The sequence below is a fragment of the Microvirga sp. BSC39 genome (assembly GCF_000739015.1).
GTDB lineage: Bacteria > Pseudomonadota > Alphaproteobacteria > Rhizobiales > Beijerinckiaceae > Microvirga.
In genome coordinates this window covers 13,786-34,447 of record NZ_JPUG01000078.1, presented here as the reverse complement: position 1 = coordinate 34,447, position 20,662 = coordinate 13,786, and the positions used below count along the sequence as shown (strand labels likewise).

21 protein-coding genes and 1 tRNA gene are annotated in these 20,662 nt (G+C 65.2%); 4 read left to right on the top strand and 18 right to left on the bottom strand.

The genetic code is table 11. The features are described 5' to 3' along the window. The 14 genes from lpdA to sdhC all read right to left on the bottom strand — a co-directional run bounded on the left by lpdA (position 1) and on the right by sdhC (position 15,698). Positions 1-1,398, bottom strand: a complete 1,398-nt coding sequence (gene lpdA / locus MA07_RS24220; protein WP_036359095.1) for a dihydrolipoyl dehydrogenase — start codon at positions 1,396-1,398, stop codon at positions 1-3. 120 nt (positions 1,399-1,518) lie between these two features. Continuing rightward, the gene (gene odhB / locus MA07_RS24215; RefSeq protein ID WP_036358152.1) at positions 1,519-2,751 is read right to left on the bottom strand and encodes a 2-oxoglutarate dehydrogenase complex dihydrolipoyllysine-residue succinyltransferase; all 1,233 of its coding nucleotides are present in this window, start codon (positions 2,749-2,751) and stop codon (positions 1,519-1,521) included. A gap of 69 nt (positions 2,752-2,820) precedes the next feature. Then, a complete protein-coding gene (locus MA07_RS24210; protein WP_036358150.1) occupies positions 2,821-5,781 on the bottom strand; it encodes a 2-oxoglutarate dehydrogenase E1 component in 2,961 nt (986 codons plus the stop codon). 61 nt (positions 5,782-5,842) lie between these two features. Continuing rightward, positions 5,843-6,730, bottom strand: coding sequence for a succinate--CoA ligase subunit alpha (sucD, locus tag MA07_RS24205; RefSeq protein ID WP_036358148.1), 888 nt, complete (start codon positions 6,728-6,730; stop codon positions 5,843-5,845). A 12-nt stretch (positions 6,731-6,742) separates the two neighbouring features. Continuing rightward, positions 6,743-7,978: an ADP-forming succinate--CoA ligase subunit beta gene (gene sucC / locus MA07_RS24200; protein WP_280114257.1), complete on the bottom strand. Its 1,236-nt coding sequence runs from the start codon at positions 7,976-7,978 to the stop codon at positions 6,743-6,745. A 49-nt stretch (positions 7,979-8,027) separates the two neighbouring features. Next, on the bottom strand, positions 8,028-8,990 hold the full coding sequence (gene mdh, locus MA07_RS24195; RefSeq protein ID WP_036358141.1) for a malate dehydrogenase: 963 nt from the start codon (positions 8,988-8,990) through the stop codon (positions 8,028-8,030). A 223-nt stretch (positions 8,991-9,213) separates the two neighbouring features. Further along, entirely contained in the window at positions 9,214-9,843 is a 630-nt protein-coding gene (locus MA07_RS24190; protein ID WP_052003497.1) for a TetR family transcriptional regulator, read from the bottom strand. Then, positions 9,840-11,033, bottom strand: a complete 1,194-nt coding sequence (gene zapE, locus MA07_RS24185; protein WP_052003496.1) for a cell division protein ZapE — start codon at positions 11,031-11,033, stop codon at positions 9,840-9,842. The genes MA07_RS24190 and zapE overlap by 4 nt, the downstream gene beginning before the upstream one ends. 111 nt (positions 11,034-11,144) lie before the next feature. Continuing rightward, on the bottom strand, positions 11,145-11,732 hold the full coding sequence (locus MA07_RS24180; RefSeq protein WP_036359090.1) for an AprI/Inh family metalloprotease inhibitor: 588 nt from the start codon (positions 11,730-11,732) through the stop codon (positions 11,145-11,147). A 170-nt stretch (positions 11,733-11,902) separates the two neighbouring features. Then, positions 11,903-12,685, bottom strand: a complete 783-nt coding sequence (locus MA07_RS24175) for a succinate dehydrogenase iron-sulfur subunit (protein ID WP_036358134.1) — start codon at positions 12,683-12,685, stop codon at positions 11,903-11,905. A gap of 30 nt (positions 12,686-12,715) precedes the next feature. Beyond that, on the bottom strand, positions 12,716-13,027 hold the full coding sequence (locus MA07_RS24170; RefSeq protein ID WP_036358131.1) for a hypothetical protein: 312 nt from the start codon (positions 13,025-13,027) through the stop codon (positions 12,716-12,718). A gap of 11 nt (positions 13,028-13,038) precedes the next feature. After that, positions 13,039-14,862, bottom strand: a complete 1,824-nt coding sequence (gene sdhA / locus MA07_RS24165; protein WP_036358128.1) for a succinate dehydrogenase flavoprotein subunit — start codon at positions 14,860-14,862, stop codon at positions 13,039-13,041. Between the two features lie 11 nt (positions 14,863-14,873). Then, positions 14,874-15,290: a succinate dehydrogenase, hydrophobic membrane anchor protein gene (gene sdhD / locus MA07_RS24160; RefSeq protein ID WP_036358125.1), complete on the bottom strand. Its 417-nt coding sequence runs from the start codon at positions 15,288-15,290 to the stop codon at positions 14,874-14,876. Positions 15,291-15,302: 12 nt separating this feature from the next. Next, positions 15,303-15,698, bottom strand: a complete 396-nt coding sequence (gene sdhC, locus MA07_RS24155; protein ID WP_036358122.1) for a succinate dehydrogenase, cytochrome b556 subunit — start codon at positions 15,696-15,698, stop codon at positions 15,303-15,305. A gap of 202 nt (positions 15,699-15,900) precedes the next feature. On the opposite strand from sdhC, the gene MA07_RS24150 reads away from it, so the two are divergent. Further along, on the top strand, positions 15,901-16,788 hold the full coding sequence (locus MA07_RS24150; protein WP_036358120.1) for a LysR substrate-binding domain-containing protein: 888 nt from the start codon (positions 15,901-15,903) through the stop codon (positions 16,786-16,788). Positions 16,789-16,911: 123 nt separating this feature from the next. After that, positions 16,912-17,580: a hypothetical protein gene (locus tag MA07_RS24145; RefSeq protein WP_052003495.1), complete on the top strand. Its 669-nt coding sequence runs from the start codon at positions 16,912-16,914 to the stop codon at positions 17,578-17,580. Here MA07_RS24145 and folD read toward each other — a convergent pair whose 3' ends face one another. Genes folD through MA07_RS24130 form a run of 3 tightly spaced genes read right to left on the bottom strand, consistent with a single transcriptional unit; the run spans position 17,581 to position 19,100 of the window. Next, complete coding sequence (gene folD, locus MA07_RS24140; protein ID WP_036358118.1) at positions 17,581-18,483, bottom strand: bifunctional methylenetetrahydrofolate dehydrogenase/methenyltetrahydrofolate cyclohydrolase FolD; 903 nt, start codon at positions 18,481-18,483, stop codon at positions 17,581-17,583. Beyond that, entirely contained in the window at positions 18,480-18,797 is a 318-nt protein-coding gene (locus MA07_RS24135; RefSeq protein WP_036358115.1) for a DUF167 family protein, read from the bottom strand. Before MA07_RS24135 ends, folD begins: the two co-directional genes overlap by 4 nt. A gap of 12 nt (positions 18,798-18,809) precedes the next feature. Beyond that, positions 18,810-19,100, bottom strand: a complete 291-nt coding sequence (locus tag MA07_RS24130; RefSeq protein ID WP_036358112.1) for a YggT family protein — start codon at positions 19,098-19,100, stop codon at positions 18,810-18,812. A 183-nt stretch (positions 19,101-19,283) separates the two neighbouring features. On the opposite strand from MA07_RS24130, the gene MA07_RS24125 reads away from it, so the two are divergent. Both MA07_RS24125 and MA07_RS28165 read left to right on the top strand, forming a co-directional pair. After that, positions 19,284-19,359 (top strand) — tRNA-Ala (locus MA07_RS24125). Positions 19,360-19,677: 318 nt separating this feature from the next. Continuing rightward, the gene (locus MA07_RS28165; protein WP_052003494.1) at positions 19,678-19,995 is read left to right on the top strand and encodes a hypothetical protein; all 318 of its coding nucleotides are present in this window, start codon (positions 19,678-19,680) and stop codon (positions 19,993-19,995) included. A 71-nt stretch (positions 19,996-20,066) separates the two neighbouring features. Here MA07_RS28165 and MA07_RS24115 read toward each other — a convergent pair whose 3' ends face one another. Next, the gene (locus MA07_RS24115; RefSeq protein ID WP_152569007.1) at positions 20,067-20,372 is read right to left on the bottom strand and encodes a hypothetical protein; all 306 of its coding nucleotides are present in this window, start codon (positions 20,370-20,372) and stop codon (positions 20,067-20,069) included. Between the last annotated feature and the right edge of the window lie 290 nt (positions 20,373-20,662).

The following is a 20,662-nucleotide window of genomic DNA, read 5'->3' as shown; positions in this document are numbered from 1 at the left end:
TTACATGTGAATGGCGCGCTTCTCCACCGCGAGTGCTGCTTCCTTCACAGCCTCCGCAAGCGTCGGGTGCGCATGGCAGGTGCGGGCCATGTCTTCCGACGACGCGCCGAACTCCATGGCGATGGCCGCCTCGTGGATGAGGTTGCCCGCTTCCGGGCCGACGATGTGGACGCCGAGCACCTTGTCGGTGGAGGCGTCGGCCAGGATCTTCACGAACCCGTCCGTGGTGCGGTTGACCTTGGCGCGGCCATTGGCCGTGAAGGGGAATTTGCCGGCATTGTAGGCGATGCCGGCTGCCTTCAGCTCCTCCTCGGTCTTGCCGACGGAGGCGACCTCGGGGAAGGTGTAGACCACGCTCGGGATCACGTCGTAGTTCACGTGGCCCGCCTTGCCGGCGAGAATCTCCGCCACGGCAACGCCCTCGTCCTCCGCCTTGTGTGCGAGCATGGGGCCGGCGATCACGTCGCCGATGGCGTAGATGCCGGTGACGTTGGTGGAGAAATGCGCATCCGTCTGAATGCGGCCGCGGTTGTCGAGCTGGACGCCAACATGATCGAGCCCGAGGCCCTGCGTATAAGGCACGCGGCCGACCGCCACGAGCACCACATCGGCCTCGATGGTTTCCGCATTGCCGCCGGCGGCGGGCTCCACGGTGAGCGTTGCGCCGTTGCCGGTCTTCTCGACCTTGGTGACCTTTGCGCCGAGCTTGAACTGAAAGCCCTGCTTGCCGAGGATGCGCTGGAAGTTCTTGGCGACCTCGCCGTCCATGCCGGGCAGGATGCGGTCGAGATATTCCACCACCGTCACCTCGGAGCCCAGGCGGCGCCACACTGAGCCGAGCTCCAGGCCGATCACGCCGGCGCCGATCACCACGAGGCGCTTCGGCACGCTCTCGAGCTCCAGCGCTCCGGTGGACGATACGATCACCTTCTCGTCGATCTCGATGCCCGGCAGGCGCGTGACGTCGGAGCCCGTGGCGATGACGATGTTCTTCGTCTCCAGCATCTGGTTCGAGCCGTCCTCGGCCGTCACCTCGACCTGGCCCGGAGCAGCAATGCGCGCGGTGCCGATGAAGGCATCGATCTTGTTCTTCTTCAGCAGGAACTCGACGCCCTTGGTATTGCCCTCGACGCCCTCCTGCTTGAAGGACAGCATCTTCTGCAGATCGAGGGTCGGCGCGCTCACGCCGATGCCCATGTCGGCGAAGTGCTGCGCGTCCTGGAACATGTGCGAGGCGTGCAGCAGGGCTTTCGAGGGAATGCAGCCGATGTTCAGGCAGGTGCCGCCATGGGTCTTGCGCTTCTCCACGACGGCAGTCTTGAGGCCGAGCTGGGCGGCGCGAATGGCGCACACATAGCCGCCGGGGCCGGTGCCGATGACGATGAGATCGTAGGACATGGGAGTTATCCCCTTGGACGTCATGGCCGGGCTTGTCCCGGCCATCCACATCTTGGGACGGCCGCCCGGCTTGAAAATCGGGATGCCCGGCACGAGGCCGGGCATGACGGAGTGTTGCGATTACAGATCGAGCACGAGGCGCGCCGGATCCTCCAGGGCTTCCTTGACCCGCACGAGGAAGGTCACGGCTTCCTTGCCGTCGACGATGCGGTGATCGTAGGAGAGCGCGAGATACATCATCGGACGCACGACCACCTGGCCGTTGCGCACCACCGGACGGTCCTCGATGCGGTGCATGCCGAGAATGCCCGACTGCGGCGCGTTGAGGATCGGCGTCGACATGAGCGAGCCGTAGATGCCGCCGTTGGTGATGGTGAAGGTGCCGCCCTGCATCTCGTCGATGGAGAGCTTGCCGTCGCGGGCGCGCTTGCCGAAGTCCGTGATCTTCTTCTCGATGCCGGCGACCGACAGGTCGTCCGCGTCGCGCACGACAGGCACCACGAGGCCCTTCTCGGTGCCGACCGCGATGCCGATATGGTAGTAGTTCTTGTAAACGAGGTCCTGGCCGTCGATCTCGGCGTTCACCGCCGGCACGTCCTTGAGCGCCTGGATCACCGCCTTGGTGAAGAAGCCCATGAAGCCGAGCTTGGTGCCGTGCTTCTTCTCGAACACGTCCTTGTACTGGCTGCGCAAGCTCATCACCGCGCTCATGTCCACGTCATTGAACGTGGTCAGCATGGCGGCGGTGTTCTGAGCGTCCTTCAGGCGGCGCGCGATGGTCTGGCGCAGCTTGGTCATCTTCACGCGCTCTTCGCGCTCGGCATCGCTCGGCGCGGAAGGCGCGCGCACCTGAACCGGCGCGGCCGGTGCGGGAGCCTGGGCACTGCCGGTGGCGATGGCGGCGAGCATGTCGCCCTTGGTCACGCGGCCATCCTTACCGGTTCCGCCGACATTGGACGGGCTCACGCCGCTCTCGGCAGCAAGACGGGCGACCGCCGGGCCATGGTCCGTGGCAGCGCCGGGAGCGGCAGCTGCCGGAGCAGGCGCTGCAGCGGGAGCCGGGGCGGCCTTGGGAGCCTCAGCCTTCGGGGCAGCGGCAGGAGCCGCCGCCGCGCCACCGTCGACGATGGAGCCGAGCACCGCGCCGGGGCTCACCGTCTCGCCGTCCTTGGCGATGATGTCGCCCAGCGTGCCGCTGGCCGGCGCGTTGACCTCGAGGGTGACCTTGTCGGTCTCGAGCTCGAGCACGGGCTCGTCGGCCTTCACGGGATCGCCGGGCTTCTTGAACCAGCGGCCGATGGTGGCCTCTGACACGGATTCGCCAAGGGTGGGTACGCGGATTTCGGTTGCCATGGTCGTCTTTTGGTCTTTGCGGAACCGGTTTCCCGGCCCCTCGGAATCGGATGAGGGATTTCGCGGGTTTTAGGCCGCGAAAGCCTCGTCGAGGAAGGCCTGCAGCTGGGCCTGATGCTTGGACATGAGGCCGGTGGCGGTGGCGGCGGAGGCGGGGCGGCCCACATAGCGCGGGCGATCCACCTTGGAGCCGGCCGTCTTGAGCACCCACTCGAGATAGGGCTCGACGAAGGTCCAGGAGCCCATGTTCTTGGGCTCTTCCTGGCACCACACCACGTCGGCCTTCTTGAAGCGGGCGATCTCGGCCGCCAGCGACTTCGCCGGGAACGGATAGAGCTGCTCGACGCGCAGCAGGTAGACATCATCGATGCCCCGCTTCTCGCGCTCTTCGAGCAGGTCGTAATAGACCTTGCCCGTGCAGATCACCACGCGCCGGATCTTGTCGTCCTTCACCAGCTTGACGCCGTCCGTGCCGCGTTGCGCATCGTCCTGCAGGACCCGGTGGAAATACGTTCCCTCCGAGATGTCCGCGAGCGAGGACGTGCAGCGCTTGTGGCGCAGCAGGGACTTCGGCGTCATCAGGATCAGCGGCTTGCGGAAGTCGCGCTTCAGCTGACGGCGCAGGATGTGGAAGTAGTTCGACGGGGTCGAGCAGTAGCCCACCTGCATGTTGTCCTCGGCGCACATCTGGAGAAAGCGCTCCAGGCGGGCCGAGGAATGCTCCGGTCCCTGGCCCTCGTAGCCGTGCGGCAGCAGGCAGACGAGGCCCGACATGCGCAGCCACTTGCGCTCGCCCGACGACACGAACTGGTCGAAGACCACCTGCGCGCCGTTGGCGAAGTCGCCGAACTGCCCCTCCCACAGGGTCAGGGCATTGGGCTCGGAGAGCGTGTAGCCGTACTCGAACCCGAGCACCGCCTCTTCCGAGAGCATCGAGTTGATGACCTCGTAGCGAGCCTGGTTCTCGGTGATGTGATTAAGGTTGGTGTAGCGCTCCTCGTTCTCCTGGTCGGTGAGAACCGAGTGGCGCTGCGAGAAGGTGCCGCGTTCCACGTCCTGGCCGGAGAGGCGCACGCGGTGCCCTTCGAGCAGGAGCGAACCGAACGCCAGAGCCTCGGCCATGGCCCAGTCGAAGCCTTCGCCGGTCTCCAGCATCTTCTTGCGGTTGTCGAGGAAGCGCTGGATCGTCCGGTGGAGGTGGAAGCCCTCCGGAATGGTGGTGAGCGCCTTGCCGATCTGCTGCAGGGTCTCGACCGCAACACCCGTCTGCCCGCGGCGCGGATCGTCCTGATCCTCGCGCACGGCCTTGAGGCCCGACCAGCGTCCGTCGAGCCAGTCGGCCTTGTTGGGCTTGTAGCTGCCGGCGATGTCGAACTCGGCATCGAGCTTCGAGCGCCAGCTCGACTTCATCTCCTCGAGCTCGGCCTCGGTGACGACGCCCTCGGCGAGGAGCTTCTTGGAGTAGAGCTCCACGATGGCCGGATGCGACCGGATCTTGCGGTACATGAGCGGCTGGGTGAAGGCCGGCTCGTCGCCCTCGTTATGGCCGAAGCGGCGGTAGCAGAACATGTCGATGACGACAGGCTTCTGGAACTTCTGCCGGTATTCGGCCGCGACTTTTGCCGCGAACACCACCGCTTCCGGATCGTCGCCGTTCACGTGGAAGATCGGCGCTTCGACCATCTTCGCCACGTCCGACGGATAGGGCGAGGAGCGCGAGAAGCGCGGATCGGTGGTGAAGCCGATCTGGTTGTTGATGATGAAGGAAATCCAGCCGCCGGTGCGGTGGCCGCGAAGCCCCGACAGCCCGAAGCACTCCGCCACCACGCCTTGACCGGCGAAGGCCGCGTCGCCGTGGATGAGGAGCGGCATGACGGCGGTGCGGTTGTCCGGCGTGCAGCCGTGCTGGTCCTGCTTGGCGCGCACCTTGCCGAGCACCACGGGATTGACGATCTCCAGATGCGACGGGTTGGCGGTCAGCGACAGGTGGACGTTGTTGCCGTCGAACGTGCGGTCCGACGAGGCACCGAGATGGTACTTCACGTCGCCCGAGCCCTCGACGTCGTCGGGAGCGAAGGAGCCACCCTTGAACTCGTGGAACAGCGCCCGGTGCGGCTTGCCCATCACCTGGGTCAGCACGTTGAGGCGGCCGCGATGGGCCATGCCGAGCACGATTTCCTTCACGCCGAGATTGCCGCCGCGCTTGATGATCTGCTCAAGGGCCGGAATGAGCGACTCGCCGCCGTCGAGGCCAAAGCGCTTGGTGCCGGTGTAGCGCACGTCCAGGAACTTTTCGAAGCCTTCCGCCTCGACGAGCTTGTTGAGGATGGCGCGCTTGCCTTCCTTGGTGAAGGTGATCTCCTTGTCGGGACCTTCGATGCGCTCCTGGATCCAGGCCTTCTCGACCGGATCGGAGATGTGCATGAACTCGACGCCGAGCGTCTGGCAGTAGGTGCGGTCGAGGATGGCGACGATCTCGCGGATCGTTGCGAATTCGAGGCCGAGCACGTTGTCGAGGAAGATCTTGCGGTCCCAGTCGGCTTCCGTGAAGCCATAATGGGACGGGTGCAGCTCCTGATCGTTCGGACGCGGGTTGATCTCAAGCGGATCGAGCTTGGCATGCAGGTGGCCGCGCACGCGGTAGGCGCGGATCAGCATGATGGCGCGTACGGAATCGCGGGTGGCCTGCTGCACGTCGGCCTGGCTGATCTCGGCGCCCTTCGATTGCGCCTTCGCCTTGATCTTGTCGCCGACCGCCTTCTCGACCTGCGCCCAGTTGCCGTCGAGCGCGGAGACGAGTTCGCCATTGGCGTGAATCGGCCAGTTCGCCTTCTCCCAGGATGGGCCCTTGGCGGCTTTCTCGACAGCCTGCTTGTCGTCCTTCAAGGCGCCGAAGAAGGCCTGCCACTCGGCGTCGACCGAGGACGGGTCCTGCTCGTAGCGGGCGTGAAGGTCCTCAATGTAGGACGCATTCGCCCCATAGAGGAAGGCGGTGTTGAGAAGCTTTTCGTTGGCGTCTTGGCGTGCCATGACAATACTCGATTTTCAAAATGACTGTGGGCCGCCCCGGGTTCGAGGCGGCCTTTATCGGTTACTTGCCCTTGAGAACCTCGACGAGGGTCTTGCCGAGGCGGGCCGGCGACGGCGACACGCGGATGCCCGCGGCCTCCATGGCGGCGATCTTGTCCTCGGCACCGCCCTTGCCGCCGGAGATGATGGCGCCGGCATGGCCCATGCGGCGTCCGGGAGGCGCCGTGCGGCCGGCGATGAAGCCCACCATCGGCTTCTTGCGGCCCTTCTTGGCCTCACGGGCGATGAACTCGGCCGCCTCTTCCTCGGCCGAACCGCCGATCTCGCCGATCATGACGATCGACTCGGTCTTCGGGTCGGACAGGAACATGTCGAGCATCTCGATGAACTCGGTGCCCTTCACCGGGTCGCCGCCGATGCCGACCGCGGTGGTCTGGCCGAGGCCTTCATTGGTGGTCTGGAACACGGCCTCGTAGGTGAGCGTGCCGGAGCGCGACACGATGCCGACCGAGCCGGGCTTGAAGATGTTGGCCGGCATGATGCCGATCTTCGACTCGCCCGCCGTCACGATGCCGGGGCAATTCGGCCCGATGAGGCGCGACTTGGAGCCCTGGAGCGAGCGCTTCACGCGCACCATGTCCTGCACCGGAATGCCTTCCGTGATGCAGACGATGAGCGGGATCTCGGCCTGGATGGCCTCGCAGATGGCATCGGCCGCGCCCGGAGGCGGAACGTACACCACCGAGGCGTCGGCGCCGGTCTTCTCGCGCGCTTCCATGACCGTGTCGAACACGGGCAGGCCGAGATGGGTGGATCCGCCTTTGCCCGGCGAGGTGCCGCCGACCATCTTGGTGCCGTAGGCGATGGCCTGCTCGGAGTGGAAGGTCCCGTTCTTGCCAGTGAAGCCCTGGCAGATGACCTTGGTGTCTTTGGTGATGAGGATGGACATCGGGTCGAAACCTTACTTTCCGCCGCGCACGGCGTTCACGATCTTCTGGGCGGCGTCGTCGAGGTCGTCCGCCGGGATCACGTTGAGGCCGGACTCGCGGATGATCTGCTTGCCCTCTTCCACGTTGGTGCCCTCGAGGCGCACCACCAGCGGAACCTGCAGGCCGACCGTCTTCACCGCCGCGATCACGCCGCGGGCGATGACGTCGCACTTCATGATGCCGCCGAAGATGTTGACCAGGATGCCCTTCACGTTCGGATCGGCCGTGATGATCTTGAACGCCGCCGTCACCTTCTCTTCCGATGCGCCGCCGCCGACATCGAGGAAGTTCGCGGGCTCTTCGCCGTAGAGCTTGATGATGTCCAGCGTCGCCATGGCGAGACCGGCGCCGTTGACCATGCAGCCGATGGTGCCGTCGAGCGCGATATAGGCGAGGTCGTACTTGGAGGCCTCGATTTCCTTCTCGTCCTCTTCCGTGATGTCGCGCAGAGCAACCACGTCAGGGTGGCGATACAGGGCGTTGCCGTCGAAGGAGATCTTGGCATCGAGGCACTTGAGGTGCCCGTCCTTGGTGACGATGAGCGGGTTGATCTCCAGCATCTCCATGTCCTTCGCGATGAAGGCCTTGTAGAGCTTGGCGACCACGTCCTCGGCTTCCTTGGCGAGCGGGCCGGTGAGGCCCAGCGCCTTGGCGACGGTGCGGCCGTGATGCGGCATCACGCCGGTGGCCGGATCGACCGAGAAGGTGAGGATCTTCTCAGGGGTGTCGTGGGCAACCTGCTCGATGTCCATGCCGCCTTCCGTGGAGACCACGAAGGCCACGCGGCCGGTCTCGCGGTCGACGAGCATAGAGAGGTAGAACTCCTTCTCGATGTCGGAGCCGTCCTCGATATACAGGCGGTTGACCTGCTTGCCGGCTTCGCCCGTCTGGATCGTGACGAGCGTCTTGCCGAGCATCTGCTGGGCGAACTGCTTCACCTCGTCGACGGACTTGGCAAGGCGCACGCCGCCCTTTTCGCCGGCATCGGCTTCCTTGAACTTGCCCTTGCCGCGGCCGCCCGCGTGGATCTGAGACTTCACGACCCAGAGCGGACCGCCGAGTTCCTTGGCGGCGGCTTCCGCCTCGTCGGCGGAGAAGATGGCGACGCCGCGGGAGACGGGCAGGCCGAACTCCTTCAGGACAGCTTTGCCTTGATATTCATGGATGTTCATTCGTTTCTCTCCGCGGCAGCGGTTGAAGACGTGGATGGCCGGCTGATCCCCGGAACAAGTCCGGGGAGGCCATGACGTGCAAGATTTAAGCGAGGGTCGAATTGATCTGCTTGCAGGCGTCGACGAGGCCCTGCACGGACGCCACCGACTTCTCGAACATGGCCTTCTCCTCGCCGGAGAACTCGACCTCGACGATGCGCTCGACGCCGTTCTCGCCGATCACGATCGGAACGCCCACGAACATGTCCTTCACGCCGTACTGGCCGTTGAGGTAGGCCGCGCAGGGCAGGACGCGCTTCTTGTCCTTGAGGTAGCTCTCGGCCATGGCGATGGCGGACGCGGCCGGCGCGTAGAAGGCGGAGCCGGTCTTGAGCAGGTTGACGATCTCGCCGCCGCCCTTGCGGGTGCGCTCGACCATGGCGTCGAGCTTCTCCTGGGTGGTCCAGCCCATCTTCACCAGGTCGGGCAGCGGCACGCCGGCCACCGTGGAGTAGCGCACCAGCGGCACCATGTCGTCGCCGTGGCCGCCGAGCACGAAGGCGGTCACGTCCTCGACCGACACGTTGAACTCTTCGGCCAGGAAGTGGCGGAAGCGGGCGGAGTCCAGCACGCCGGCCATGCCGACGATCTTCTCAGGCTTCAGGCCCGAGAACTTCTGGAGCGCCCACACCATGGCGTCGAGCGGGTTGGTGATGCAGATCACGAAGGCGTTCGGAGCGTACTGCTTGATGCCGCCTCCGACGGCTTCCATGACCTTCAGGTTGATGCCGATGAGGTCGTCGCGGCTCATGCCCGGCTTGCGCGGCACACCGGCGGTGACGATGATCACGTCGGCGCCTTCGATGGCGGAATAGTCGTTCGCGCCCTTGTACTTGGCGTCGAACCCGTCGACCGGCGCGGATTCCGCAATGTCGAGACCTTTGCCCTGGGGGATACCTTCCGCGATGTCGAAGAGAACAACGTCGCCGAGTTCCTTCAAGCCGACGAGATGGGCGAGCGTCCCGCCGATCTGGCCTGCACCGATGAGCGCGATCTTTTTCCGGGCCATGGTCTGTCCTTGGATTGTTGGCATGAGCCTTTTTGAGGTGGCGCTGTATGACACCAGAAATGGGCAGCCATCAAGCGATCAAAAGGTTAACAGGCCAGGCTTCGAGACCCCGGAAAAGTGTTCTCAAGCTTAACAATCAGGAAATACTTCGTAGTTACAGGAACTTGCTGGCTCAAGGAGCTCGGAATTTTCCTGTTACATTTTTCGAAATTTGTAACTGTCCCTAGACGCTGCCGTTCGCCAAGGCCCTCAGCACCACCCGGATCATGGCGGCCAAGCGCTGGTCGAGGATGTCCTGAGGCACCTCCGCATCGAGGCGCACGGTCAGGGGATTGATGAAGCGATAGACCGCATCGCTGATGAAGGCGTGGGCCCTTTCCCGATCCCGGGGGTCGAACTTGCCCGTGACGATGCCCTCGTCCAGCACCCGCTCGATGAGCTGGCGCATGCGGGCCCGGTGCTTGCGGACGAGGGGTCGCGAGGTCTCGGTGGCCGTGCAATAGACATCGAAGAGGTGGCGGTCCTCCTTCAGGAGATCCCGGTGAACCCGCGCCCAGGCCTGGATCAGGCGCTCGAGCTTGTCATCGGCCGGATCGGGGGAGTCCGCGATGTCGGCAATCGTCGCCTCCATCTCCCGCAGCCATTGGCCGGCGACCGCATCAATGAGGGCGGCCTTGTTGGTGAAGTAGCGGTAGACGTTGGCGTGGGTCATGCCAGCGGCATCGGCGATGCCAACCACAGTGATGTGCTTAGGCCCGAACTCTTTCAGCTGATCGGCCGCGATGGCAAGGAGCCGGGTGTCGGCCGGGGCGGAATCCGCCCCCTTCCCCAGGCTGCCGGCCGGCCGCTTCATGTCTCGGCTAGCCCCGTGGTGCTGCCGGAGGCCTCCGAGTCCGAACGGCCGTGCGGCAGGGACAGGTATTCCTCGGAGCGCATTTCGATCAGGCGGGAGACCGTGCGGTCGAACTCGAAAGCCTCGCGGCCTGAATCCGCATGGTAGAGCTCCGGCACCTCGGCTTGCGCCGAGGCCAGCAGCTTCACACGGGCATCGTAGAGCGCATCGATGAGCATGATGAAGCGCTTGGCCTCGTTGCGCTGATCGAAGGTCATCCGGGGGATGTTCTCCAGGATGACCGTGTGGAACTCCTCGGCGACCGCAAGGTAATCGGCGGCACCCAGGGGCTTGGCGCACAGGTCCGGAAACGAGAAGCGCGCGACGCCGCCGGCCGCCTGCGGCACCTCCACCGGGTGGCCCTTCACGGTCAGGGTCACGGGTTTGCCCTGCTCCCGGCCCGTGAGGCTCTTGAAGGCGCGGGTCATGGCCGCTCGAGACGGCTCATCGGCCGGTGTGTAGAAGACCGGGCTGCCGGCGAGCTTTTCGAGGCGGAAATCGGTGCGGGATTCGAGCTTCACCACCGCCATCCGCTCCTGCAGGAGCCCGATGAAGGGCAGGAAGAGCGAGCGGTTGAGGCCACCCTCATAAAGTCTGTCCGGCTCCACATTGGAGGTGGCCACCACCACGACCCCATGGGCGAACAGCGCCGTGAACAGGCGCCCGAGGATCATGGCGTCGGCGATGTCGGTGACGGTGAACTCGTCGAAGCAGAGCACCCAGGCCTCATCGGCGAGCGCCTCGGCCACGGGTGCGATGGGATCGTCACCCGAAACCTCGCCGCTTTTCAGCTTCTGCCGATAGGCATGGATGCGCTCGTGCACGTCCGACATGAAGGCGTGGAAATGGACCCGGCGCTTGCGCCGCTCGGGCACCGCCTCGAAGAACAGGTCCATGAGCATGGTCTTGCCGCGCCCGACCGAACCCCAGACGTAAAGGCCCTTCGGTGGCGCGGGGCTCTTCTTGCCGAAGAGCCACCCGAGGGCGCTGGGCTTGCGGGCGAGGCGGTGTGAGCCGAGGGCCGCGGCCAGCGCCTCCAGACGCTTGAGCAGCGCCACCTGCGCCGGGTCGCGCTCGATGGCGCCGGACGCGACCAGAGCGTTGTAGCGGGCCGTGATGGAATGGGGCGAGGAGAAGGGGGTGTCGTTCACGGGATGATCGATACCCCTCTCGAAGCATCAGGGCAAACGTCTTAACGCCGCTTCCGAAAGGAAGCACAGGATGGAGCCCGAAAGTGCAGATCCACTTTCAGGTCCGATGCTTTACCGCGAGAGCGACAGCGGGGCGCCGGACTTGGCCAGAACGCCGCTGAGCGAAGCGGACGAGCCGCGCAGGCGTGCCGCGACCGCACCGCCGGTCTGGTAGAGATAGACCTCGCCGTCGCGGTAATCCCAGGCATTCACCCGGGACAGATCCTGGTTGGAGCAGCCCGAGGCCGAGGCGCGATAGAGATCCAGCGCCGGCGAGCTCGAGAGCTGGATGCGGCAGCTGCCGCCCGACGTCTGGGCGCTCCAGTTGCCGACCATGGCGGTGCGGCTTGCCGGCGCCGGGGCCGCTGCGGGCGCGGGCGCCGGCACGGTCGGCGGTGGCGGGGCGGGCGGCAGGCCGGCGATGTCGGTGCCTCCAGCCGGGGGCGCCATGGGGTCGGCAGGCACCGGGGCGCCGGCGACAGGCGGCAGGGGAGTCGCCTCGATGGGTCCGGACGGGACCGCCTCGACCGGCGGCGCCTCGACGATGGGAGCGGCATTCGCGCTCCGGACCGGCGGACCGCCGAGACGGGTCGAGGAGCACGCTCCGAGAGCGAGAGCGGAGCCCATCACGGCCGTCGCGAGCCAGAAGGAAGCTTTCATCGTGATCCTCTTGTGCGGAGCCGCCTTCAACGACGGCTTAGTGTTTGGCCTCAGGCTATCCTGAGGAATATGAACCTAGACCAACATCGTTCCGGCTTCGACATATGGGATCGCAAATCATAAAAAAAGGCGCCTCTGGCGCCTTTTGGTAAAAGTGTTGCGAGGACGCCTCAGACGGCGCGCGCGATCATCATCTTCTTGATCTCGGCGATGGCCTTGGCCGGGTTCAGGCCCTTCGGGCAGGTGTTCGCGCAGTTCATGATCGTGTGGCAGCGGTAGAGCCGGAACGGATCGTGCAGGTTGTCGAGGCGCTCGCCCGTGGACTCGTCGCGGCTGTCGATGAGCCAGCGATAGGCCTGGAGCAGGGCTGCCGGCCCTAAGAAACGGTCGCCGTTCCACCAGTAGCTCGGGCAGGAGGTGGTGCAGCAGGCGCACAGGATGCACTCGTAGAGCCCGTCGAGCTTGGAGCGCTCTTCCGGCGTCTGGCGCCACTCGGTCTCGGGCTCCGCCGTCTGCGTCTGCAGCCAGGGCTCGATGGCCGCGTGCTGGGCGAAGAAACTCGTGAGATCCGGCACCAGATCCTTGAGCACCGGCATGTGCGGCAGCGGATAGATCTTGATGGTGTCGCTGTCGCAATCCTCGATCCCGAGGGTGCAGGCGAGCGTGTTCTTGCCCATGATGTTCATGGCGCAGGAGCCGCAGATACCCTCGCGGCAGGAGCGGCGGAAGACCAGCGTCGAGTCGACGTTGTTCTTGATCCACAACAGCGCGTCGAGAACCATTGGGCCGCAATCGTCGCGGTCGACATAATAGGTGTCGATGCGCGGATTGGCGCCGTCATCCGGGTTCCAGCGGTAGATGCGGAACGCCTGAAGGTTCGCCCCCTCGGCCGGCTTCGGCCAGGTCTTGCCTTCGGTGTACTGGGAGTTCTTGGGAAGCGTGAACTGAGCCATGGGCGACTTCTCCCTAATCCTTTGGGTCACTCACACGCGGATCGCGTCGAGATCCGACAGGTGGGTGTCATAAACTTCGACAGACTGATCGCCTGTCAGGAATCCTGTGGCGATGATCTTGGAAACGGTCTCGCGGTAGGTGGGCGATGCGTCGAGCGCCGCAATCGCGTCATCATTCTCCCAAAGGGTGATGACGACGCGATCCGCACCGTCGCCCGCCATCATCACGCCCCGATAGCCCGTTTGGGACCGGAACATCGGCAGTGAAGTTTCACGGGCGAACCGTTCGTAGTCCCCGAACCGGTCCGGAACGACCTGGGTGCGCCAGATGCGGCACTTCATTCGCATCATCCTTAGTACACGCGAGCCTTCGGCTCGATGTACTGGATGTCGTTCGACATGGTGTAGGTGTGCACCGGGCGGTAATCGAGGGTCACCTTGTGGGAGGTGTCGTCGAGCCAGGCGAGCGTGTGCTTCATCCAGTTCTTGTCGTCGCGCTCAGAGAAGTCCTCGCGGGCGTGCGCGCCGCGGGATTCCTGACGGTTGGCCGCGCCCTCCATGGTGACGACCGCCTGTCCGATCAGGTTGTCGAACTCCAGCGTCTCCAGGAGGTCGGTGTTCCAGATCAGCGATCGATCGGTGACCTTCACGTCGGCGGCAGCAGACCAGACCTGGTGGATGAGCTGCTTGCCCTCCTCCAGCACCTCGCCGGTGCGGAACACCGCGCAGTTGTTCTGCATGGTCTTCTGCATCTGGAGGCGCAGCTCCGCGGTCGAGGTGGAGCCGTTGGCATAGCGGAACTTGTCGAGGCGCGAGAGCGCGAGTTCGTCGGCGCTCTTGGGCAGGTCCGCGTGGCGGGCGTTGGGCTCCAGGATGTCGGCGCAGCGCAGGCCCGCCGCGCGGCCGAACACCACGAGGTCGATGAGCGAGTTGGAGCCGAGGCGGTTCGCGCCGTGCACGGACACGCAGGCCGCCTCGCCCAGCGCCATCAGGCCCGGCACCACCGTGTCCGGGTTGCCGTTCTTCAGGGTCAGCACCTCGCCGTGATAGTTCGTCGGAATGCCACCCATGTTGTAGTGCACGGTCGGCAGAACCGGGATCGGCTCCTTGGTGACGTCCACGCCCGCGAAGATCTTGGCGCTCTCCGAGATGCCGGGCAGGCGCTCGTGCAGGATCTTCGGGTCGAGGTGGTCGAGATGCAGGTAGATGTGATCCTTGTTCTTGCCCACGCCGCGGCCGGCGCGGATCTCCATGGTCATCGCACGGGAGACCACGTCACGGGAGGCCAGGTCCTTGGCGGAGGGCGCATAGCGCTCCATGAAGCGCTCGCCTTCCGAGTTGGTGAGATACCCGCCCTCGCCGCGCGCGCCCTCGGTAATGAGGCAGCCCGAGCCGTAGATGCCGGTGGGGTGGAACTGCACGAACTCCATGTCCTGCAGCGGCAGGCCTGCGCGCAGCACCATGGCGTTGCCGTCGCCCGTGCAGGTATGGGCCGAGGTGGCCGAGAAGTACGCGCGTCCGTAACCGCCTGTCGCCAGGATCGTCATGTGGGCGCGGAAGCGGTGGATCTCGCCGGTGGACTGGTTCAGCGCCACGACGCCGATGCAGCGGCCGTCGGAATCCATCATCAGGTCGAGGGCGAAGTACTCGATGAAGAAGTTGGTCTGGTTGCGGACCGCCTGGCCGTAGAGGGTGTGCAGGATCGCGTGGCCCGTGCGGTCGGCGGCGGCACAGGTGCGCTGCGCCGTGCCCTTGCCGAACTCGGTGGTCATGCCGCCGAAGGGACGCTGGTAGATCTTGCCCTCGCTGGTGCGGGAGAAGGGAACACCCCAGTGCTCCAGCTCGTAGACGGCCGCGGGCGCGTTGCGCACGAGATACTCGATGGCATCCTGGTCGCCAAGCCAGTCCGACCCCTTCACGGTGTCGTACATGTGCCAGCGCCAGTCGTCCGGCCCCATGTTGCCGAGCGAGGCCGAGATGCCGCCCTGTGCGGCCACCGTGTGCGACCGCGTGGGGAACACCTTGGTGATGCAGGCGGTGCGAAGACCGGCCTGCGAGCAGCCGACGGTGGCGCGCAGACCCGCGCCGCCCGCGCCCACCACCACCACGTCGAAGGTGTGGTCGATGATGGTGTAGGCCTTGCCGTTGATGGCTGCGCCGTTCGTTGCTTGAGCCATGGAAAAATTCCTTAAACCAGGATGCGGCCGAGGCTGACCTTGAGAATGGCGTAGAGGCAGGCCACTCCGATGATCACGGCATAGAAATTGTTCGCGATGACGGCCATGATCTTGAGGCCCTTGTCGTGCACGTAGTCCTCGATGATGATCTGCATGCCGAGCCGCATGTGGTTCGCCACCGAGAGGACCGCGAGGAGCAGGATGATCGCGACGAGCGGGTGCGAGATGATGGCGATCGCTTCCTGATACGAGGAGCCGGCGAGCGCCGCCACGATGATCACGAAGGCGATGATGAGCGGGATGTTCGACACCGCCGTCATGCGGTGGATCCACCAATGCTCGACGCCATGCCCGGAGGCGCCGAGGCCCTTCACACGGGCGAGCGGGGTGCGCATGGAAACGCGGGCGTCAGCCCTGTTGTCGGCCATGGTCCGGTCTCCTTAGAACGCGAGGAAGGCCACGACCCAGATCGCGAGCGTGAGCACGACCGAGCCGATGAGGGTGAAGCGGGCCATGTTGATGCGCTGAGCCGCTTCCATGCCATGGCCGAAATCCCATACCAGGTGGCGCACGCCGCCCAGCATGTGGTGCATGAGGATCCAGGTGTAGCCGAACAGGATCAGGTAGCCGATCGGCGAGCCGAAGAACCACTGTACGGTGTCGAAGGCATCGGGTCCGGAGGCCAGGGCCACGAGCCAGATGGCGAAGAGCGCGATGCCGCCATAGAGCGCGGTGCCGGTGATGCGGTGGGCGACGGACATCGCCATCGTCCAGCTCCACCGGTAGATCTGAAGATGCGGGGACAGGGGCCTCGGGGCCACTTTCGCCTCAGCCATGATGTTCACTCCTGATCGGCGACCGCCGGTCGCGTGTCGTTTGGAACGGTTCGTATAAGATGCGCGGCGGCACCGCAATGCGCCTTCCGCCCAATCCGGTGACAGAGGCACATACTTCGTCAGCCGCGAAGATTGCTCAAGCGCCCATAGAGTGCAATCTTTAATAATTCTTATCTGCCTTCGCCAAAGACGAAGGGAACCTATGCAATTCGATCTGACGGACTTGAGCCTCTTCCGCCATGTGGTTGAGGCCGGGAGCATCACCCATGGGGCCGAGCGGGCTCATCTGGCGCTCGCCGCTGCCAGCACGCGCATCCGCAACATGGAAAAGTCCCTCGGGGCCTCCCTCCTCCTGCGCACCCGGGCGGGCGTGACCCCGACGCCGGCCGGCCGAACCCTGCTCCAGCACGCCCGGACCCTCCTGGCCCAGGCCGAGCGCCTGCGGGAGGATCTGGGCGCCTACACCGGCGGCCTCACGGGCCAGATCCGGATCCTCTCCAACACCAATGCCCTGACCGAGTTCCTGCCCGAGGCGCTCGGCGCGTTTCTCGCCGGGCACCCGCAGGTCTCCATCGACCTGGAGGAGCGCCTCAGCGATGAGATCGTGGGGCTCATCGCCGAGGGCGTCGGCGATATCGGCATCGTGGCCGGCACGGTCGATACCGGGCAGCTCGAGACCTACCCGTTCCGCAGCGACCGCTTCGTTCTGGTGGTGCCGCAGGATCACGCCCTCGCCTCCCGGCCGGGCATCTCCTTCACGGAGGTGCTGGAGCACGATTTCGTCGGCCTCGACCGGGCCAGCGCCCTCCAGCGCTTCCTGGCCGGCAAGGCCAGCCGCACCGGCAAGCCTATTCGCCTTCGGGTGCAGCTGCGCAGCTTCGACGCCGTCTGCCGCATGGTCGAGGCGGGCGTGGGGCTGGGCATCGTGCCCGAGACCACGGCCCGCCGCGCCGCCCGCACCATGGCGATCGGGGCGGTCGACCTGGAAGATCCCTGGGCCGCCCGCGACCTCACCCTGTGCATCCGCTCGCTCAAGGATCTGCCGGCCTCGGCGCGGCAGCTGGTGGAGCATCTGCGCAAGGGCGCTTGAGGCAGGCGCCCTATGGGCGGCAATAAATTGCCGGGTCCCGATGCTCAAATCGCCGTGATCAGGGGATGATTGTTGCCTCGAAACCGTCAGTCTTAGACGGGGCTGAATTCCTTGGAGGAAACAATGCGTGGAATGGACGGCATAAAGCTCACGGCTTTCATCGGCCTTATGGCTCTGGGGTCTCCCGGCATCGCCCAGGCGCAGACGGCCTCGGCCGACACCACCTTCTTCGTCACCAGCGTCGGGTCGGGCAAGGGCGCCGATCTCGGCGGCCTGGACGGCGCGGACCGGCATTGCGAGACTCTTGCCGAAGCCGCCGGCATTCGTGGCAAGATGTGGCGCGCCTATCTCTCGACCCAGGGCGCGAACGCCGTCAACGCCAAGGACAGGATTGGCCGCGGGCCCTGGCAGAACGCCAAGGGCGCCGTGGTCGCCAAGGACGTGGCGGACCTGCACGGGCCTAACAACAACATCACCAAGCAGACGGCGCTTACCGAAAAGGGCGAATTGGTGAAGGGCCGCGGCGATCAGCCGAACCAGCACGACATCCTCACCGGATCGCAGCCCGACGGCACCGCCTTCGCGGGCAATCAGGACATGACCTGCGGCAACTGGACGAAGAGCGGCACCGAGGGCGCTGCCATGACGGGACACCACGACCGGATGGGCCTCGACGAGTCGCCGCCGGCCAAGTCCTGGAACTCGTCGCACGCCACACGGGGCGGATGCAGCCAGGACGCCCTGCGGGGCACCGGCGGCGCAGGCCTGTTCTACTGCTTCGCGGCCAACTGATCAGGCGGCGAAATCTACTGCCGGCATGCTGAGTTCGCGCCGAAGGCAGGCGGCCTCCAGCGTATTGCGCAGCAGGCAGGCGATGGTCATGGGGCCGACGCCGCCAGGCACCGGCGTGATGGCGGAAGCCACGTTGGCCGCTTCCGCATAGGCTACGTCGCCCACCACCCGGGTCTTGCCCTCGCCGGCGGCGGGGTTCGGCACCCGGTTGATGCCCACGTCGATCACGATGGCGCCGGGCTTGATCCAGTCGCCGCGCACCATCTCAGGTCTACCGACCGCCGCGACGAGAATGTCCGCGCTGCGGCATACATCCGGCAGATCGCGCGTCTTCGAGTGCGCCACCGTCACCGTGCAGCTCTGGGCGATAAGCAGGTGCGCCATGGGCTTGCCCACGATGTTGGAGCGCCCGACCACCACGGCGTTGAGCCCGGCAAGATCGCGACGCACCGACTGCGCCAGCAGCAGGCAGCCAAGCGGGGTGCAGGAGACGAGGCCCGGCACGCCGGTCATGAGCCGGCCGGCATTGATGGGGTGGAAACCGTCCACGTCCTTGGCCGGATCGATGGCCTCGATCACCTTCTGGGCATCGATCTGCCCCGGCAGCGGCAGCTGCACGAGAATGCCGTCCACGGCCGGATCGGCATTGAGCCGGGCGACGAGATCGAGCAGTTCCGTCTCAGGGGTGGAGGCGGGCAGCACATGCTCGAAGGAGCGCATCCCCACCTCGACGGTCTGGCGCGCCTTGTTCTTCACGTAGAGCTGGCTCGCCGGATCCTCGCCGACGATCACCACCGCAAGCCCCGGCGTGACGCCCTGCCCGGCCAGAGACTTCACGGCCCCGGCAATGCGGCCGCGCAGGCCTTCCGCGTAGGCTTTCCCGTCGATGATCGTGGCGCTCATGGGCTCTCCCGTCCTGTCACGGCGGCGAGGGCTTCGGCCAGCGCCTCGCCCTCGCCTGAAATCACAAAGGTCTTCAGTCGGGCGGTGGCGCCGGCCTCCAGGCTCACCGCCGAGGCCGGAAGCTTCAAGGTCCTGGCGAGGAGCCGCCGGACGCCCTCGTTCGCCGCCCCGTCCTCCGGCACCGCCCTGACCCGGACCTTCAGCACCGGCCGACCATCCGAAAGGGTCTCGACTCCGTCGATGGCATCGCGCCCACCCCGGGGCGTCACGCGCACCCGGACCTCGAGGCCCTCGGGACGGATGCGCCAGGGCACGGCTCGGTGCCCTTAGAAGGCGATCGGCATCAGGTAGTCGATGATCAGGTTCTGGATGAAAATGATCAGCAGGATCAGGATGATGGGCGAAATATCGACGCCACCGAGGTTCGGCAGGATGTTCCGGATCGGCCGCAGGACCGGCTGGGTGACCGCATCGAGGAAATTCCAGATCGAGCGGACGAAGTCGTTGCGGGTGTTGACCACGTTGAAGGCCACCAGCCAGCTCAGGATCGCCGAGGCGATGATGAGATAGGTGTAGAGCTGGAGGGCCAGAAGAATGACATTGAGGAGCGCGCGCATGGGAAACCTGTCAGGGATCGGCGTTGCTCATGTAACGATTGAAGCGGGGCTGAACAACCCATAACCGCTTCACGAGTGGGCCACTTCCCGGTCCGGAAGCCCTGAAGGCCCCTCCTCCGGCCGATTGACAGACCAAAGCCGCCGGGCCTAAAACTTCCGCCACTTGGCTCGATGTGATCGACCGGGGCTGTAGCTCAGATGGGAGAGCGCTGCAATCGCACTGCAGAGGTCAGGGGTTCGAATCCCCTCAGCTCCACCAAGTCTCTGATTCTACAGCATTATCACTGAAACCGCTATATTCCTGTAGGACAACGGCGTTGCATACGCTCGCCGCTGATGCGGGCCTGATCGCTTCAAGCCGTTTTACGACGTTGCCGCCGCAACGGTCTCACACCCTGAACTCGTCCAAACGGCGTCCGGCTGGCCTCAGAGTGCGCGGGCCTTCCGGCAAGTTCGGGTAAGGGCGCGTGCCGCCTCACACAGGTCTGCGGCATTTACCTTATGTCTTAAAGCTTTTTCGATACTTTGTTGCTATGAGTTCTTCTGGGTCAAAGATCCAGATCAAAGGACAATAACAATGGCTCTGACGGGGCGTTTTAATCTCAGGAAATCTTTTTCCGGACGGATCATTTTGCAGGTCGAAGAGGAAGTGGAGAGCACATGGGGGCTCTTCTCGCAGAAGCGCAAGTTCCGCAGGCGCTGGAGGGACGCGAAGTCGATGGATCTGCCGGCGACGGAATTGCGTTCGTTGATGGATCTGCGCAACCGACCACAATTCATGCAGGCTTTCGAACCGACACAGGTGGCGCGTCCATCGGCTCATAAGATGGATCCGATCCAGTCGCCAGTCGCCAGTTCTGCACCTGGCGAAGGGAGTGCGGCGACAGCGCACTGAGGAGTGCTCTGCTCACCTTGGCATCTTTATCGGTCCCGCAGGAGCGCGGGACCGACCTGTCGTATGTCCGCTCACGCCCCGCGGCTCTCGAGATACACACGGGCCGACTTGAGGGCGGCCTCGCATTGGGGGGTATTGCCGAGGATGGTCTCGGGAGCGGTCTGGCCGGTCCAGACGTTCAGGGCTGTGCTCACGACCCAAAGGGGCTCGGCCATGGCGCGCTCGGCCAACCCCGGCAGCGAGGCCTCAGCGCAGGTTCTCACATCCGCAATGACGGCCTGAGGCGCCCGGACCTGGGTCAGGCGCTCGCTGATCTCCGCCTGGAGCGGATCGACGATCAGCAGGCTGACGAGGGAAGCCAGGATTTCTTGAAACATGATCATCTCTGTGCCGGCGGACGGATCGGTAACGATCCGACATCACGCAAGCGCCACCGCTTCCTGCGTCAGAGGGGCCCGGATCAGGGGTCTGTTCGAAACGTAAGCATGAACGGTCGCGGTTCAAGATCGGCTCGGCGGGACAGATGATGTTGCGCCCTCCTCTGTCGCGACTGTCGGAGCAGAGTTTGTCTCCGGGAGGTGAAATCTTTCGTCTGTTGAGACCAACGTCCTATCGCACTCATGCAAGTCGGCTAGCATCGCCGCAGCCATGTCATTCCTGTGCCGGA

Excerpts from the sequence above, each read along its gene's own strand:
- MA07_RS28165 (WP_052003494.1), top strand. The coding sequence starts at position 19,678 with ATGGCTCTGACGGGGCGTTTTAATCTCAGGAAATCTTTTTCCGGACGG.
- sdhC (WP_036358122.1), bottom strand. The coding sequence starts at position 15,698 with ATGGCTGAGGCGAAAGTGGCCCCGAGGCCCCTGTCCCCGCATCTTCAG.
- MA07_RS24115 (WP_152569007.1), bottom strand. The coding sequence starts at position 20,372 with ATGTTTCAAGAAATCCTGGCTTCCCTCGTCAGCCTGCTGATCGTCGAT.
- MA07_RS24170 (WP_036358131.1), bottom strand. The coding sequence starts at position 13,027 with ATGAAGTGCCGCATCTGGCGCACCCAGGTCGTTCCGGACCGGTTCGGG.
- MA07_RS24150 (WP_036358120.1), top strand. The coding sequence starts at position 15,901 with ATGCAATTCGATCTGACGGACTTGAGCCTCTTCCGCCATGTGGTTGAG.
- folD (WP_036358118.1), bottom strand. The coding sequence starts at position 18,483 with ATGAGCGCCACGATCATCGACGGGAAAGCCTACGCGGAAGGCCTGCGC.
- lpdA (WP_036359095.1), bottom strand. The coding sequence starts at position 1,398 with ATGTCCTACGATCTCATCGTCATCGGCACCGGCCCCGGCGGCTATGTG.
- MA07_RS24190 (WP_052003497.1), bottom strand. The coding sequence starts at position 9,843 with ATGAAGCGGCCGGCCGGCAGCCTGGGGAAGGGGGCGGATTCCGCCCCG.
- sucD (WP_036358148.1), bottom strand. The coding sequence starts at position 6,730 with ATGTCCATCCTCATCACCAAAGACACCAAGGTCATCTGCCAGGGCTTC.
- MA07_RS24180 (WP_036359090.1), bottom strand. The coding sequence starts at position 11,732 with ATGAAAGCTTCCTTCTGGCTCGCGACGGCCGTGATGGGCTCCGCTCTC.
- sdhA (WP_036358128.1), bottom strand. The coding sequence starts at position 14,862 with ATGGCTCAAGCAACGAACGGCGCAGCCATCAACGGCAAGGCCTACACC.
- MA07_RS24175 (WP_036358134.1), bottom strand. The coding sequence starts at position 12,685 with ATGGCTCAGTTCACGCTTCCCAAGAACTCCCAGTACACCGAAGGCAAG.
- MA07_RS24145 (WP_052003495.1), top strand. The coding sequence starts at position 16,912 with ATGCGTGGAATGGACGGCATAAAGCTCACGGCTTTCATCGGCCTTATG.
- odhB (WP_036358152.1), bottom strand. The coding sequence starts at position 2,751 with ATGGCAACCGAAATCCGCGTACCCACCCTTGGCGAATCCGTGTCAGAG.
- sdhD (WP_036358125.1), bottom strand. The coding sequence starts at position 15,290 with ATGGCCGACAACAGGGCTGACGCCCGCGTTTCCATGCGCACCCCGCTC.
- MA07_RS24210 (WP_036358150.1), bottom strand. The coding sequence starts at position 5,781 with ATGGCACGCCAAGACGCCAACGAAAAGCTTCTCAACACCGCCTTCCTC.
- mdh (WP_036358141.1), bottom strand. The coding sequence starts at position 8,990 with ATGGCCCGGAAAAAGATCGCGCTCATCGGTGCAGGCCAGATCGGCGGG.
- MA07_RS24130 (WP_036358112.1), bottom strand. The coding sequence starts at position 19,100 with ATGCGCGCGCTCCTCAATGTCATTCTTCTGGCCCTCCAGCTCTACACC.